At 63.8% G+C, this 13,683-nt stretch carries 16 protein-coding genes; 8 read left to right on the top strand and 8 right to left on the bottom strand.

Annotated elements, in window-relative coordinates:
- The first annotated feature begins 100 nt into the window (after positions 1-100).
- Entirely contained in the window at positions 101-223 is a 123-nt protein-coding gene (locus JG743_RS34590; RefSeq protein ID WP_274608485.1) for a hypothetical protein, read from the top strand.
- 62 nt (positions 224-285) lie between these two features.
- Here JG743_RS34590 and JG743_RS17970 read toward each other — a convergent pair whose 3' ends face one another.
- The gene (locus JG743_RS17970; RefSeq protein ID WP_202292133.1) at positions 286-651 is read right to left on the bottom strand and encodes a PRC-barrel domain-containing protein; all 366 of its coding nucleotides are present in this window, start codon (positions 649-651) and stop codon (positions 286-288) included.
- A gap of 82 nt (positions 652-733) precedes the next feature.
- Positions 734-937 carry a dodecin family protein gene (locus JG743_RS17975; protein ID WP_172350604.1) on the bottom strand — a complete coding sequence of 68 codons (204 nt, stop codon included), beginning with the start codon at positions 935-937 and terminating at the stop codon, positions 734-736.
- Positions 938-1,074: 137 nt separating this feature from the next.
- Here JG743_RS17975 and JG743_RS17980 point away from each other — a divergent pair, with 137 nt between their 5' ends.
- Together JG743_RS17980 and JG743_RS17985 are read left to right on the top strand one after the other, a co-directional pair.
- Positions 1,075-1,536, top strand: a complete 462-nt coding sequence (locus JG743_RS17980) for a hypothetical protein (protein WP_202292134.1) — start codon at positions 1,075-1,077, stop codon at positions 1,534-1,536.
- A 58-nt stretch (positions 1,537-1,594) separates the two neighbouring features.
- The gene (locus JG743_RS17985; RefSeq protein WP_202292135.1) at positions 1,595-1,768 is read left to right on the top strand and encodes a hypothetical protein; all 174 of its coding nucleotides are present in this window, start codon (positions 1,595-1,597) and stop codon (positions 1,766-1,768) included.
- A 23-nt stretch (positions 1,769-1,791) separates the two neighbouring features.
- Here the strand turns inward: JG743_RS17985 and kdsA are convergent, their stop codons facing one another.
- Both kdsA and JG743_RS17995 read right to left on the bottom strand, forming a co-directional pair.
- Positions 1,792-2,634: a 3-deoxy-8-phosphooctulonate synthase gene (gene kdsA, locus JG743_RS17990; RefSeq protein WP_202292136.1), complete on the bottom strand. Its 843-nt coding sequence runs from the start codon at positions 2,632-2,634 to the stop codon at positions 1,792-1,794.
- Positions 2,631-3,506: a VOC family protein gene (locus JG743_RS17995; RefSeq protein ID WP_202292137.1), complete on the bottom strand. Its 876-nt coding sequence runs from the start codon at positions 3,504-3,506 to the stop codon at positions 2,631-2,633. Before JG743_RS17995 ends, kdsA begins: the two co-directional genes overlap by 4 nt.
- Positions 3,507-3,966: 460 nt before the next feature.
- Between JG743_RS17995 and JG743_RS18000 the strand changes: the two genes are divergently transcribed.
- The 4 genes from JG743_RS18000 to JG743_RS18015 are packed head-to-tail and all read left to right on the top strand — an operon-like array spanning position 3,967 to position 8,201.
- Positions 3,967-5,259 carry a glycosyltransferase gene (locus JG743_RS18000; protein WP_202292138.1) on the top strand — a complete coding sequence of 431 codons (1,293 nt, stop codon included), beginning with the start codon at positions 3,967-3,969 and terminating at the stop codon, positions 5,257-5,259.
- Positions 5,256-6,233, top strand: a complete 978-nt coding sequence (locus JG743_RS18005; protein WP_202292139.1) for a hypothetical protein — start codon at positions 5,256-5,258, stop codon at positions 6,231-6,233. Before JG743_RS18000 ends, JG743_RS18005 begins: the two co-directional genes overlap by 4 nt.
- On the top strand, positions 6,226-7,239 hold the full coding sequence (locus tag JG743_RS18010) for a GNAT family N-acetyltransferase (protein ID WP_202292140.1): 1,014 nt from the start codon (positions 6,226-6,228) through the stop codon (positions 7,237-7,239). Before JG743_RS18005 ends, JG743_RS18010 begins: the two co-directional genes overlap by 8 nt.
- Complete coding sequence (locus JG743_RS18015) at positions 7,236-8,201, top strand: glycosyltransferase family 2 protein (protein WP_244672821.1); 966 nt, start codon at positions 7,236-7,238, stop codon at positions 8,199-8,201. Before JG743_RS18010 ends, JG743_RS18015 begins: the two co-directional genes overlap by 4 nt.
- Here JG743_RS18015 and JG743_RS18020 read toward each other — a convergent pair.
- Together JG743_RS18020 and JG743_RS34595 are read right to left on the bottom strand one after the other, a co-directional pair.
- Complete coding sequence (locus JG743_RS18020; RefSeq protein ID WP_202292142.1) at positions 8,174-8,461, bottom strand: Dabb family protein; 288 nt, start codon at positions 8,459-8,461, stop codon at positions 8,174-8,176. The genes JG743_RS18015 and JG743_RS18020 overlap by 28 nt on opposite strands.
- A gap of 96 nt (positions 8,462-8,557) precedes the next feature.
- Complete coding sequence (locus tag JG743_RS34595) at positions 8,558-8,692, bottom strand: hypothetical protein (protein WP_274608486.1); 135 nt, start codon at positions 8,690-8,692, stop codon at positions 8,558-8,560.
- A 253-nt stretch (positions 8,693-8,945) separates the two neighbouring features.
- On the opposite strand from JG743_RS34595, the gene JG743_RS18025 reads away from it, so the two are divergent.
- A complete protein-coding gene (locus tag JG743_RS18025) occupies positions 8,946-10,202 on the top strand; it encodes an SAM-dependent methyltransferase (RefSeq protein ID WP_202292143.1) in 1,257 nt (418 codons plus the stop codon).
- A 67-nt stretch (positions 10,203-10,269) separates the two neighbouring features.
- Here JG743_RS18025 and JG743_RS18030 read toward each other — a convergent pair whose 3' ends face one another.
- Positions 10,270-12,243, bottom strand: a complete 1,974-nt coding sequence (locus tag JG743_RS18030; protein WP_202292144.1) for a bifunctional 2',3'-cyclic-nucleotide 2'-phosphodiesterase/3'-nucleotidase — start codon at positions 12,241-12,243, stop codon at positions 10,270-10,272.
- Between the two features lie 141 nt (positions 12,244-12,384).
- Positions 12,385-13,650 (bottom strand): NAD(P)/FAD-dependent oxidoreductase, encoded by a 1,266-nt coding sequence (locus JG743_RS18035; protein WP_202292145.1) that lies wholly within the window; start codon positions 13,648-13,650, stop codon positions 12,385-12,387.
- Between the last annotated feature and the right edge of the window lie 33 nt (positions 13,651-13,683).

Raw genomic sequence — 13,683 nt, forward strand, 5'->3', positions numbered from 1 at the left:
TTCACGAAGCGCAAATTTCTGTCATCATAAGTCATGCGCGGCACGCCGCTTTCCGGTCTATGATTCCCATTGCGCGGGGCGAAACAGGAGGAGTTTCGCCATGTCCCAGTTAAGCGGTATCGTGAGTTTGTTCCTGATCGCGGCAGCATTCCTGACGTCGTGCGACAACCAGCAGCCCCAGCAAGGCGCCGCGCAACTGTCGACACTTCAGGCTGCGCAGTAGGATGTTCCAGAAAAAAGGCCCCCGCATGTACGGGGGCCTTTTGATTCAGGGCCGGGTTGGCTTCAGTGCCAATAGGGCTCGACCCGGTAATAGCTGTACGACGCGTCACGCGCCGCTTCGCCATCGGCGCCCGTCAGCTCATCGATCGAATAGGCAGGTGCCGCGCGGAGCTGCTCTTTCGAGAACGGCACGACATAACCGCCCTTGTCCTTGTCGTAGTCGAGGCTCGCCCACGGGATGGCGTGGTACTTCTCGCCAACCCCGAGGAACCCGCCAAAGCCGATCACCGCGAACATGATGCCGTTGGAGGTCTTGTCGAGCATGACGTCCTCCACGGTGCCGATGCTCTTGCCTTCGGTGTTGTAGACCGACGTGCCGATGACGCGCGAGGCGGCAATGGCTTCGGTGTGTCCGGTCTGGGTCGTCATGGTCTGCTCCTCGTTGTCATTGATACTGGTGGGACAATGAGGGGGGCGGACGAAGGTTCCGGACTTTTGTGACGCCGATCCGCTATTCGGCGAGAATGAACGTTACCTTCATGTTGACGCGATAGGCGGAGATCTTGCCGTCCTCGACGACGATTTTCTGGTCCTGGATCCAGGCGCCCTCGACATTCTTCAAGGTCTTTGCGGCGCGCGCAATTCCCTTCTCGATGGCGTCCTGAAAGCTCTTCTTGGACGACGACGTGATCTCGGTTACGCGGGCGACGGACATGGCTTCCTCCTGCCAAGACGCTCAGTTGCGGGCCGAGCCTACTGCCGGCGGTTGCCGGCGACAAGCCAAGCTTGCTGTTGTCACGCCGCCATCCGCCATGGCATTGAACGACAAGTCCGGTCGTTCATGGGGCGGTAATGACCAGCAGACGCAGTCGACGACAGACGATGGCGCAACCGTCAGCGTCCGCTGTTGACGCCAATGCCGCCAACGCGTTCAGCGGCTATCTGTTTGCCGGCGCCATGGCACTGATTTCCGTACTGATCCCCTGGTATTTCGAGTTTCCGCTGAACTTCGACGTCACGGACCGCGAATTCAATCCGCTCGTCTTCGTTCCAGTCGTGTTCGCCCTCATCGGCCTCTATTCATTGCTGCAGGCCATCCGAGACACGCTTCGCGTCCGCAAATTTGGCGCAACCACGCTGGTCGCTGGCACCGCAAAACCAGGCCAAATTTTCGAAGGTGTGCTCCGGTCGAGCCGCGACCTGACTCCCGACGGCGACTACACCGTGCTGTTGCGCTGCATCCGTACCTATCGCGTCGGCGGGCCGAACCCGCATGCCACGGCGGCAGATAAACCCATCTACGGCGGCAGATAAACCCATCTACAAGGATGAACTCAGGTGGGAAGGAAAGCAGGTCGTACCGCGCAGCTCGGTGCAATCGAGCGTCGGCATTCCCTTCGTCTTTTCCTTACCTGCGGATGCGCTGCCTTCGCACGGGCCGCCGGTCTACGAAAGAGTGGACGGCAATGTGCGCTGGATCTTGACCGTCACCGCACCCATGCCGGGCCTGGACTACTATGCGGCTTTCGCCGTCGATGTGAAGTGATCCGGCCAGGACGACGGCTGAAGCTAGCGCCCCTTGGCAACGCGGTCGAACGCCATCAGCCTTTCGAGCAGCGCCGGCATGTCCTCCAGCGGCACCATGTTGGGGCCGTCGGACGGCGCGTTGTCGGGGTCCTGGTGCGTCTCGATGAACACGCCGGCCACGCCGACGGCAACCGCCGCGCGGGACAGCGTCTCGACGAAACGCCGCTCGCCGCCGGTCGATCCGCCCTGCCCGCCAGGTTGCTGCACCGAATGCGTGGCATCGAAAATCACCGGCGCGCCGATCTCGGCCATGAGCGGCAGCGCGCGCATGTCGGAGACCAGCGTGTTGTAGCCGAAGGAGGCACCGCGTTCGGTCACCAGCACATTGGCATTGCCGGACCCGGTGATCTTGGCGACGACATTCTTCATGTCCCACGGCGCCAGGAACTGCCCCTTCTTCACATTCACGACCTTGCCGGTTAGCGCCGCCGCAATCAAAAGGTCGGTCTGGCGGCTGAGAAAGGCCGGTATCTGCAGGATATCGACGTGAGGAGCCACCAAAGCGCACTGTTCTTCGGTGTGGACGTCGGTCAGGATCGGCAGTCCGAATTCCTTGCGCAAATCGTCGAACACCGGCAGCGCCGCGTCGAGACCGGCGCCGCGCGCACCGCTCAGCGAGGTGCGGTTGGCCTTGTCGTAACTGGTCTTGTAGACGAGCCCGATGCCGAGTTTCCCGGCGAGTTCCTTCAGCGCGCCGGCCATGTCGAAGGCATGCTGGCGCGATTCCAACTGGCATGGCCCGGCGATCAGCGACAGTGGCGCCGTGTTGGCAAAGACCACATTGCCGACGGTCACGGACGAATTGGGTGCCAGGGTCTTGCTCATGGTGTCTCCCGGAAAACCAAAGCAGCGCCCTGCCCGGGCGCCGGCTTGACGACAATATCCTTGCCGCTCATGTGATGTTCGATGGCATTGGCCGCAAGCAGGTTCGCGGTGTGGGCTGCGCTGTCGACAGCAAAGACGATTGCGGCGAAATGCAGTTCCGCCGGGGTACCGGCCGGGATGCCGAAGCGCGCGGCAAAGGCCTCCGGCTCCAGCACCGTCAGGGTCGCATTCGGCAACGCGAATGTCGACCCGTTCTGCTCAGTGCCCGCGGCAGTCGCCATCAACCAGCTTTGCGCGGACGGCGTGTTGCTGACGGCCACGATCTCGACGATGCCCGCCGCGCCATTGGCATGCGCCTGCAGCGCGGTGCGGTCGATATTCGGTGCGTTGATCCGCTCGCAGGCGAACAGCAAGGCGTCCCTCGTATCGGCGCCGGAGGCGAAGGCCAGCTTGAACGACGCCATATCGCTTTTTCCCGCCGCGTCGACAAAAGCGCGCGAAAAGACCAGCATATCTCCCGCCGATAGGCCGGCTTCGGCATAGCGCGCGTGGTCGGCTTCGGCGTTGCCGGTCGCAAACACCACGGCGGAAAATCCTTCGTCGCCACGGCGGTCGCGATAGAGACGATCGCGCGCGACGAAGACGTTGCCGTCCGCGATGGCGCGCGCCGCGGCCTGCTCGTCACCGACCGCCAGCGGCTCGAGATAGGTGCCGTCGGCGAAAAAGACACAGCAGTTTTGCGTGCCGAAGGGGTGGATGCCAGCCGGCGCCACGACGAAGCCGAGCGATGTTAGGCGCGCCCGCGCCACATCGAGGCTGCGCGCGGGCAGCACCAGATGGTCGAGGCGATGGGCTTGGGTTGCTTTGATCATGCCGGCGCGGTGTGCATCATTCCGGAAGTCGGTTCAAGAGGCTCGGCTATGTTGCCCGGCTGCCCTGCCATTCCCCCGGCACCGCGGCAAGTCTTGCCGTCCCGGGAGGTCACCCTAGCTCACAACCATGGGAAGAACCGTCCTCATGGCCATGACGATTGCGGCGATTGTGGTTGTCGCCACGCTGGTGCTGACCGCGCCGAAACGAGGCGGCGTCGATCCGGCTGAGACATCCGCCGTTCAAACAGAGTGAGGCCGCCCGGCGCCGCATTTCTTGCGGATGCAACTATATTGCTGATACATGCGAATTGTCGGCAACTCTGACTTGAATTGACGACATACGATAAGGTATCCCCGTGTGGGCGGCTCAAATTTTGCCTTGAATGGATTGTTTGCGCGATTGCGGTTCGCTTCCGGATGGCGATCTTTGCTCCATTTTAGTGGCGGAATAGAGTGGCAGATGACCGGCGGCAGTGTGCTCAGGATATTGCGGATCACGCCGCATTTTTATCGGCCTGGCACATGGCCGGTGGCCTTCGATCCGGTCGGCGGCCTGCAGAACCAGACATGGACGATCGCCAATGCCATGGACGAGGCTGGCGCCGCTCAGACCATTCTCACCACGTTCATTCCAGGAAGCCCCAGGGAGGTTCAGCTTTCGCCACGGTTGCGCGTCAAATGCGCTGGCTTCTGGCTGCCGGAGTTCGCCGCCGGACCCCTCCTCTGCTTCACCTGGTTCCTGGCCGCATTGCCGGAGCTGCTTCGAGCACGCGGCCGCTACGATGTCGTCCATATCCACTTCAACCACTCGGTCTGGTGCCGGGCCATGGCCATTCTGGTCTCGAGACTGAAGATGCCTCTCGTCGTGTCGATGAACACGCAGCTCTGGTCGGGGCTCCAGCATGCACTGCGGCTCAAGGGCAAACCCTATGACGTCACCCGCTGGCTGGAACGCTATGCCTTGAGGTCGGCCGACCGTGTCGTCGCACTCACCGAGCGTTACGGCAGGGAAGCCGTGGCGGAAACCGGACTCGATCGCCGCGTGGCGGTGATCGCCGATGCGGTCGACGCTGAAGCGTTCCGCCTTCCGATCGACCCTGACGCGCTTCAAGCTTTTCGCGCCGAGCATGGCATCCTCGAGGGGCGGCCGGTGGTCAGCTTCATCGGCCGCATCAGCCCGGAAAAGGGCTGGCAGGACTTGCCGGCTCTGGCCGAACGGCTGGCTGAAAAGGATGCGTTTTTGTTGATTTGCGGCGATGGCCCCGACCGGCGCAAACTGGAAGCAGCACTTGCCGCCATTTCGCGCCCGGACTGTTTCGCGATCACCGGTTTTGTTTCCCCGACGGAGGTGAAGAAGGCTCTGCAGATTTCCGATGTCCTGGTTCTGCCGTCACGGCGTGAGGTCCTGGGCAGCGTGCTGCTCGAGGCGATGGCCACCGGCGTGCCAGCCGTCGCCTATGCCGTCGGTGGCGTCGCCGATGTCGCCGGCAATCCGCCGGCATTGGCATTGGTGCGGGACGGCCAGCGCGACGAGCTGATTGCCCGCACGATCGAGCTTCTGGACGAAAATCCGCTGCGAAGCACGCTGATCGAGCGCGGGCGCCAGCGGGTAAGGGATTTCGCGGTGCATTCGGCGGTAGCCCTCAACCTCGAGCTTTACGCTTCGATCCAGTCGGGATCCGGCAGCGGCTCGCGAAACCGGGCCGACGTCCTGGCCTTTCAGGAGGACGGCGGTTCGCCGGACGGCGCTTGATCAATTTCGTCACCACGCGCAGCCACGCCTACACCGTTCGTCATCTGGTCCGCCAGTTGGGCGATGCGCGCCGCTGGAGCTACGAGCGCCTTTTCCGGCAGAAGGAGCTGCGCGCGGGCACCTGGGTCTTCACCGATCACGAACGGCTGTCGCCCTTCGAGATCGCGCTGGCCGCGAAGGTCGCCAACAAGCTCGAGCAAGGCGGCTCGCGGGTGCTTAACCATCCCGCCCGCGTGCGTGGCCGCCATGACCTGCTGAAGGCGTTGCACGAGGCCGGGATCAACCAGTTCTCGGTCTGGCGTTGCGAAAGCCAGCCGCGGCCAAACTCCTTTCCGGTGTTCATCCGCAACGAGTTCGACCATCTGTCGTCCGATTTCGACCTCATAGCCGACCAGCAGGCGCTCGACGCCACGATCGCCCGCATGAAAGGGAACGGCGTTCCCCTGGCGGGCAAGCTGGTGATCGAATATGCCGGCCAGGAAGTCAGCCCCGGCGTGTGGCAGCGTTTCGCGACCTACCGCGTCGACGCCCGGCTGATCGCACACCACAACGCGGTCGACTTCCGCTGGGCGGCCAAGGATGTCGAGGACAAGAAGCGCCTTCTTGCCCATCCGATGTTCGATGCGTTCGTCGAGACCGAGCGCCGTTTCGTTGCCGACAATCTCTATGAGGACGTGCTGCGGCAGGCCTTCGATCTGGCCGGCATCGACTACGGCCGCGCCGACTTCTCGCTCGTGGACGGGCGCCCGCAGATTTTCGAGATCAACACCAACCCGGCGCACGGCTCGCACCGCACGATCTACCGCGAGACCTTCCCGGCCAGGGTCGAGACGCAGCGGCTGAGCGAGGACAGGCTCTATGCGGCCCTGCGCGCCATCGATATGCCGATCGGTGCGGGGATCGCGCTCGACGATCCGGCGCTGCGCACGCAGCAGGTGTTCAGGCGGCTTTTCCTGGGGTTGAAACGTGCTTGAACGCGCCCGGCTGCAGCCGCACCGTGATGACATTCTGGTCGTTTTCGAGACCACCGACCGGTTTGATTTCGGCTCGACCGATTTCCACCTGCTTTTCAATCGTGCCCGGGCATCAGCTTTCCAGCATCCCGATTGGCTCTCGGCCTTCTATCGCCACCTTGCGCCGGCGCACGGCGTCGAGCCGCTGGTGGTGACCGGCCGGGACGATAACGGCGACCTCCAGCTCGTCGTGCCGCTTGTGCGCCGCCGCGCTGAGGGCGGAGCGGGCTCGATCGAATACGCCTTCCTGGGCGTCACCGACTATGTCTGCCCTATCATTGCCGATGGCCTGCCGCTCGATGAGAGGACCGCGCAAGCCTTTCGGCGTGCACTAGGTGCCCACGGCGGGCTGAAAATCGGTCCGGTCTATGACCAGCACGTGCAGCAATGGCGCTCGCTGCTGGGGAGCGAGCCGCGGGCGCTTGGCTTCGGCGCGCATGCGGTGCGCTTTGGCTTCCCCTACGGCGAATGGCGGCGCGCCAATCTGGGCAGCCATCGCGCGGAGGCGCTCGACCGCAAAGCCCGCCGGCTGGATGGCACGGGCGCGCTTCGGCTGGAGCTCCTGGAAGCCGACGCGGTGCGCTCCGCAATGATGGCGGGACGCGAGTTCCGGTCCGGGCGCTTTCCGGACGATCCGCTGCAGACGGCGCATGGTCTCGAATTCTATATCGATGTCGCCACTAGCGGTGCGCGCTCCGGCCTGGCTCAAACCTGGCGCCTGGTTTCAGGCGAGAGCACGGTCGCCCTCGTCTTCGGGCTGATCGACAAAAGCAGCTTCCGCTACATCCTGCTCTGCTGCAACTACGCTGCCCACGCGCGCTATTCTCCGGGCCGCGTTGCGCTGGACCGTGTCATGGCGGCCTGGGCCTCCAGGGGCGGCGAGGCTTTCGATTTCACCATTGGCGATGAGCCTTTCAAGGCTGATTTCGGCTGCACTCGAACCCCCATGCACGAGTTCCGCCTGTGACAGCCTTGCCGCACTCCTTTCCAGCCGCGCCGAGGGATATCGTCACGCCCCGGATCGCTGTCGTCGTCCCGGCCAGGAACCGCCGCGGCAGCCTGCCCCGCACCCTGGAATCGGTCCTGTCCGACCCGCGGCCGGACATCGAACTTGTGGTCGTCGACGATGGTTCGGAGGACGACACCGCGGCCTATCTGGCTTCGCTTGCCGATCCCCGCCTGGTATGGCGCCGCCTTCCGGTGCGTTCGGGCGCCAACCGGGCACGCAACGAGGGCGCCGCGCTGAGCAGCGCGCCGCTTATTGCGTTCCTCGATTCCGACGATGCCTTCTGTCCGGGACGCATCGAGCGGCTGATCGCGTTCTTCGATGCCAATCCGGATATTGCCTGCACCATCGACGGCTTCAGCGACGTCGCTGACCGGCGCCGGCGCCTGCACCTGTTGCCGGACCCGACCCCTGACGCGGACCGGCTGCGGCAGCTGCTGCTTTGCCACTGCGTGCCATTGACCAATTCGACCGTCACCGTGCGCCGTTCCGCCTTCGTCTCGATCGGCGGTTACGATGTGGGCCTGTATCGCCATCAGGACCGCGAATTCCTGGTCCGGCTGGGCCGGCAGCACCGCATTGCGTTCGGCAAGGCTGCCGACGTCCTCAAATATCGTGAAGCCAATTCGATGTCGCGCACCCATGCCGGCTACATAGAGGGGCTGGACGATTTCGTCGCCCGTTGTCCGGACTATCGGACGGACGACTACGCAGCGATCCTGAGCTACCTGACGCTGCGCGGCGTGCTCAAGGCCGTGGCGCAAGGCAGCCTCGGCGTGGCGCTGGCGGAAATCAGGGCCTGGCGCAAGGCACGCAACCTGCCCGGGGGCTGGGGCGTCGTTTCCGGCTATTTCGCCGGGCGGCGGCAGCGGCGGGAATTGGAACAGTCGCTCGCTCAGGCAGCCACCACGTCAGCCGAATAACGCAGTTCGCGCAATGGTTTGACCCGGCTGGTCGTCTCGGCATAGAGCGGGTGCGCCTTGTAGGCGGCCAACGCCGCGTCGTCCTCGAATTCGGCATAGACCACCACGTCGATCGCGTTGGAGAACAGATCGACCTTGGTGTTGAGCGTCACTTCGAAATGCTTCGAGTGCGGAATCCTGCCCAATTCCTGCAGGCCCGATCGCACGGTCTCCACATCCTCCTGGCGCCGCACGCTGAAGAAAACGATGTGCCGGATCAACCCAGCCTCCTTGATCGCATTTCGGCCGTGTTTTGTGGGAGCGAAGGCGCAGCGTCAACCGGCAACGATGTCGCGCCCGCCTTGCTGTTGGGGACGTCAGGCAGCGCCGGTGACGTATCGCACGATGCGCGACATCTCCCTGACCGTGACGTCGAGGTAGTGGCCCTGATTGTAGAGGCCGTCCCAGATCAGAAAGAAGGTGATGGCGCAGATGACGATGACGTAACGCATGGCTGAAACTATCGTATGCAGGCTGCCGCAACCATAGCGATTCCGCTGGAGGCGGCCATTTTCCGCGGATTGTTGGCTCCAGATCCATCTTCGGCCTGCCCCTTGAAGTTCATGGTGATGCCGTGGAAGATTGTGCCGGCAATTCAACGGCAAGCTCTGCAGTTCCGGTCGACTGCGTTCGAGCCTGCTGGATAAACCATAAGAGGGGTGTGGGCCGGCCATGCGCGGGCCTCACGAAAGTCGGGGGCAGGAAATGGCTTTCAAGCAAGATCCGGGCATTGCGTCGGGCGATGCGGTGCTGCTTGACGAATTGAACTTCGCCGAAATCGTCAAGGGATTGCCGGCCAAGGCGCGCATGGTGCTTTCAGCCGCCATGAACCTGCCGCGCGGCTCGCTCAAGGTCCGGATGCCGGATGGCCGCGCCGTCCTCGTCGGCGGCAAGGGGCCTGGTCCCGATGCCGAACTGGTGCTGAAGAACTGGCGCCTGCCCGGACGCGCCTTCGCCGGCGGCACGATCGGCCTTGCGGAATCCTATATGGACGGCGACTGGGACAGCCCGGATGTCACCAGCTTCCTCGAACTGTTCGTGGTCAACTCGGCCCTCGGCGAGAAGGTCGCCGGCGGCGCCAACTGGCTGATCAACACCGTCCAGCGCATCCGCCACTGGTTCAACGAGAACACTCGCACCGGATCGAGGCGCAACATCTCGGCGCATTACGATCTCGGCAATGCCTTCTACGAGAAGTGGCTGGATCCGAGCATGACCTACTCGTCGGCGCTCTATGCGACGGGCGCCAACGATCTCGAAAGCGCCCAGGTTGCCAAATATCGCGCGCTGGCGAAAGACACCGGCATCGGCCGGAAAGACCATGTGCTGGAGATCGGCTGCGGCTGGGGCGGCTTCGCCGAATTCGCCGCGCGCGAGATCGGTTGCCGCGTCACCGGTCTGACCATCAGCCGCGAGCAGCACGACTTCGCCAAAGCGCGTATCCAGAAGGCCGGCCTTGCCGACAAGGTCGACATCAAGCTGCAGGATTATCGCGACGAGACCGGCACCTACGACCGGATCGCGTCCATCGAGATGTTCGAGGCTGTCGGCGAAAAATACTGGCCTGTGTTCTTCGGCAAGATGAAGACGTGCCTGAGGCCCGGCGGAACGGCCGGGCTGCAGATCATCACCATCAACGAGGCCGCCTACGACACCTATCGCGCGCGCCCGGATTTCATCCAGCGCTATGTCTTCCCGGGCGGCATGCTGCCGACGCCCTCGATTCTCAAGGCGCTCGGTACGGATCACGGACTTGCGCCGTTGCGCGAGCGTGTCTTTCCGCAGGACTACGCCCGCACGCTCGCCGAATGGCGCCAGCGCTTCTGGGGATCCTGGGAAAAGATCGTCCCGCTCGGGTTCGACGAGCGCTTCAAGAAGCTGTGGGAATTCTACCTGCACTATTGCGAGGCCGGCTTCCGGGCCAGCTATATCGACGTCCGCCAGGTGGTTTATAAGGCGTAGCACCTCGCAACACCGCGCGCGAACACGCGGTGCCCGGGGGCCGGCGACGTCCTTGCCGCGCTAGCCGTCAAAGAGCGATGCGGTACTTGGCAAAACCCGCATCGCCCTCACCCGCCGGCTCGATCTTCAGGGACGACACCTCGGCGATGAAATCCTTTGCCCTGGGGCCGGTCTCGAACACCACGCTGGTTCCAGGCAGCGGCGCGAACGACCAGTTGCCGTCAGCCGATGGATTGATCGTGCCCTCGCTGATGACATAGCGCACGATCACGTCCCGGTTGGTGTCCGGCGCCTCATAGATGATCTTCGAAGCGTTTATGTCCGGGAAGTTGCCGCCACCGCCGGCGCGGTAGTTGTTGGTGGCGACAACGAATTTCTGAGCAGGATCAATCGGTTTGCCGTCGAACATCAGATCGACGATGCGGCTGGAGCCGGCATTCGCCGGCCCGCCCTTGGCATCGTATTTCGGCGGTTGCGACAGGTCTATCCGGTAGGTGACGCCATCGATCACGTCGAAATTGTAGGACGGGAAGTCGGTGTTGATGAGCGGCTGATCGGCCTTGCCCGGTTCGATCCGGTTGAAGATGCCAGCCGACATCTCCAGCCAGTCCTTGACCTGCGCCCCAGTGATTTCGACGGCCCGCACGGTGTTTGGATAGAGATAGAGGTCGGCGACGTTCTTGATGGCGATGTCGCCCGCCGGCACGTCGGTAAAATAGTCGGCGCCGTTGCGGCCGCCCGCCTTGAAGGGTGCCGCCGCCGACAAGAGCGGCACGTCCTTCCACTGCGTGCTCTTCAGTATGTCCTTCAGATACCAGCTCTGCGCCTGGTTGACGATCTGCACCGACGGGTCGTCGGCAACGAGCGCGAAGTAGGAATAGAGCGGCGCCGAGGTCTTGCCGACAGGACGGCGCACATAAGCGAGCGTCGCCTCATGGTCCTGTTCGAGCGCGGCGATGATGCGCCGGTCGTCGCCGACCGTCGCCTTGTTCTTGTTGTCGACGCGCTCGTAGATCGGCCGCACCTCGGAGCTGGCCGAGACGACCCGCCATTTCGATCCGTCGCGCTCCAGCAAAAGGTCGATCAGGCCCATATGCGAGCCCCAGAAGCCACCCATCACCGCCGGCTTGCCTTGCAGCGTGCCCTTGCCGGTGTCGACGCCCTCCAGCGCCTGGAAATCCTTCTTGCCGGGGAAGACGAGATGCTGGTGGCCGGTGAAGACGGCATCGATGCCCTCGACGCCGGCGACGAAGAAGGAGGCGTTCTCCATCATGTCGCCCTGCTTGATGTCGATGCCGGAATGCGACAGCGCGATCACGATGTCGGCGCCCGCCTCCTTGATCTCGGGCACCCAGGCCTTTGCCGCCTCGACGATGTCGCGCGTCTTCACATTGCCTTCAAGGTTCTTCAGGTCCCAGACCATGATCTGCGGTGGCACGAAGCCGATGATGCCGATCCTGATCGGCTGCTCGGCGCCCGAGCCGTCCTTGATCTTCCTGTCGAGGATCACATAGGGCTTGAGGTAGAGTTTGTCGTCGCGCGGGTTGGCGGCAAGCGTCGTGCCGCGGATGAGGTTCGCGCAGACGAAGGGAAAATTGGCGCCGGCCAGCACCTTGTCCAGGAAGGACAGGCCGTAGTTGAATTCGTGATTGCCGAGCGTCGAGCATTCGTAGCCGAGCAGGTTCATGCCCTTCATGATCGGATGCAGGTCGCCATCCTTCAGGCCCTTCTCGTAGGCGATGTAGTCGCCCATCGGATTGCCCTGCAAAAGGTCGCCATTGTCGATGAGCATGGCATTGGTGGCTTCCTTGCGCACGGCATCGATCAGCGAGGCGGTCCGCGACAGGCCCATCGTGTCGTTCGCTTTGTCGGCGTAGTAATCGTAGGGGAGCACGTTCACATGGATGTCGGTCGTCTCCATGATCCTGAGATGGGCCTGATTGGCCTCGGCGTGGGCCGAGAACGGATGCAGCATGATCAGCGCCCCGGTGGCGGCGGCGCCGGCCAGGAATTCGCGGCGGGAGACGGGCAGTCGTGACATTGTTTTCTCCTCTTCGACAACGCGACACCCCTGCCACCGAGCGCGAAGCTTGCCGGTGAAACAGGCATGAGTCCATGTCCGTCGAAAAGTCCGTCGATCACGACAAGGTGACGTGCCAATGGAACGAGCGCCGGCGCGACGTCAGCTCTTGTCGTCGTCGCCCTGGGTGATCAGCCGCGCGCTGCGCTGGCCGGTGAAGTAGATCCATAGCCAGCTAAGCGAGACCGCGAGCCGGTTGCGGAAACCGATCAGGAAATAGATGTGCGCCACGCCCCAGAGCCACCAGGCGAGCCAGCCGGTGAGCTTGATCCAGCCGAAGTCGATCGTTGCCGCGCGCTTGCCGATGGTCGCCAGATCGCCGGCATGCTGATAGCGGAAAGGACGCGAAGTCGTATCGCCGGCGAGCCGCGCCTTGATCGTCGCGGCGACGTGGCGCCCCTCCTGCTTGGCGGAAGGCGCCACGCCCGGCACCGGCTTGCCATCCGGCCGCAACACATGCGCGGTGTCGCCGATGACAAAGATCTCCGGGCTGCCCGGCACGGTGAGATCGGGCTCGACCAGCACCCTGCCCGCCCGGTCGGCGTCCGTTCCCAGCCATTCCGCCGCCGGCGAGGCGGCAACGCCCGCTGCCCATAGGATTGTCTTTGCCGGCAGGCGCTTGTCGCCAAAGACAACGCCATCCGCATCCAGCTGCGTGACGGGCCGGCCGAGTTCGACCGTCACGCCAAGCCGCTCCAGCGCCTTGTGGGCATAGTCGGAGAGTTCCGGCGCGAAATTGACAAGGATGCGATCGCCCGCCTCGATCAGCACAACGCGGGTCTGCCTTGTATCGATGTTGCGGAATTCGCCGCGCAGCGTGTCGTGCGCGAGCTCCGCGATGGTGCCGGCAAGCTCGACGCCGGTCGGCCCGCCGCCGACAATGGCCAGGGTGAGCAGCATCTGGCGCCTGGCCGGGTCGGTTTCGCGCTCGGCCTGCTCGAAGGCGAGCAGAATGCGGCGCCGGATCGTGGTGGCATCCTCCAGCGTCTTCAGTCCGGGCGCAAAAGGCTCCCATTCGTCATGGCCGAAATAGGCGTGGCGCGCGCCGGTGGCGAGCACCAGCGTGTCGTAGGCAACGGCGCCGCCGTCATCGAGCAGCACGCGATTGCCGGCGCGGTCGACGCCGGTGACGTTGCCCAGCAGGGTCGTCACGTTCTTGCGCTTGCGCAGCAGATGACGGATCGGCCAGGCAACCTCGGAGGTCGCCAGCGAGGTGGTCGCGACCTGGTAGAGCAGCGGCTGGAACAGGTGATGGTTGCGTTTGTCGATCATGGTGATGCGCACCGGCGCACCGGCCAGCGCGTGGGTCAGTTCAAGGCCGCCAAACCCGGCGCCGACGACAACGACATGATGGCCGGCTTCGTTCATTTCACTTACCTCGCCAAGCAATCCACCAGATAC

Origin of the sequence: Mesorhizobium sp. 131-2-1 (assembly GCF_016756535.1) — a bacterium.
GTDB lineage: Bacteria > Pseudomonadota > Alphaproteobacteria > Rhizobiales > Rhizobiaceae > Mesorhizobium.

Bases quoted from the DNA above. Each gene is read 5' to 3' on its own strand.
- JG743_RS18030 (WP_202292144.1), bottom strand. From the start codon at position 12,243: ATGTCACGACTGCCCGTCTCCCGCCGCGAATTCCTGGCCGGCGCCGCC.
- JG743_RS17975 (WP_172350604.1), bottom strand. From the start codon at position 937: ATGTCCGTCGCCCGCGTAACCGAGATCACGTCGTCGTCCAAGAAGAGC.
- JG743_RS34590 (WP_274608485.1), top strand. From the start codon at position 101: ATGTCCCAGTTAAGCGGTATCGTGAGTTTGTTCCTGATCGCGGCAGCA.
- JG743_RS18000 (WP_202292138.1), top strand. From the start codon at position 3,967: ATGACCGGCGGCAGTGTGCTCAGGATATTGCGGATCACGCCGCATTTT.
- kdsA (WP_202292136.1), bottom strand. From the start codon at position 2,634: ATGAGCAAGACCCTGGCACCCAATTCGTCCGTGACCGTCGGCAATGTG.
- JG743_RS34595 (WP_274608486.1), bottom strand. From the start codon at position 8,692: ATGCGTTACGTCATCGTCATCTGCGCCATCACCTTCTTTCTGATCTGG.
- JG743_RS17980 (WP_202292134.1), top strand. From the start codon at position 1,075: ATGACCAGCAGACGCAGTCGACGACAGACGATGGCGCAACCGTCAGCG.
- JG743_RS17995 (WP_202292137.1), bottom strand. From the start codon at position 3,506: ATGATCAAAGCAACCCAAGCCCATCGCCTCGACCATCTGGTGCTGCCC.
- JG743_RS18035 (WP_202292145.1), bottom strand. From the start codon at position 13,650: ATGAACGAAGCCGGCCATCATGTCGTTGTCGTCGGCGCCGGGTTTGGC.
- JG743_RS17970 (WP_202292133.1), bottom strand. From the start codon at position 651: ATGACGACCCAGACCGGACACACCGAAGCCATTGCCGCCTCGCGCGTC.
- JG743_RS18025 (WP_202292143.1), top strand. From the start codon at position 8,946: ATGGCTTTCAAGCAAGATCCGGGCATTGCGTCGGGCGATGCGGTGCTG.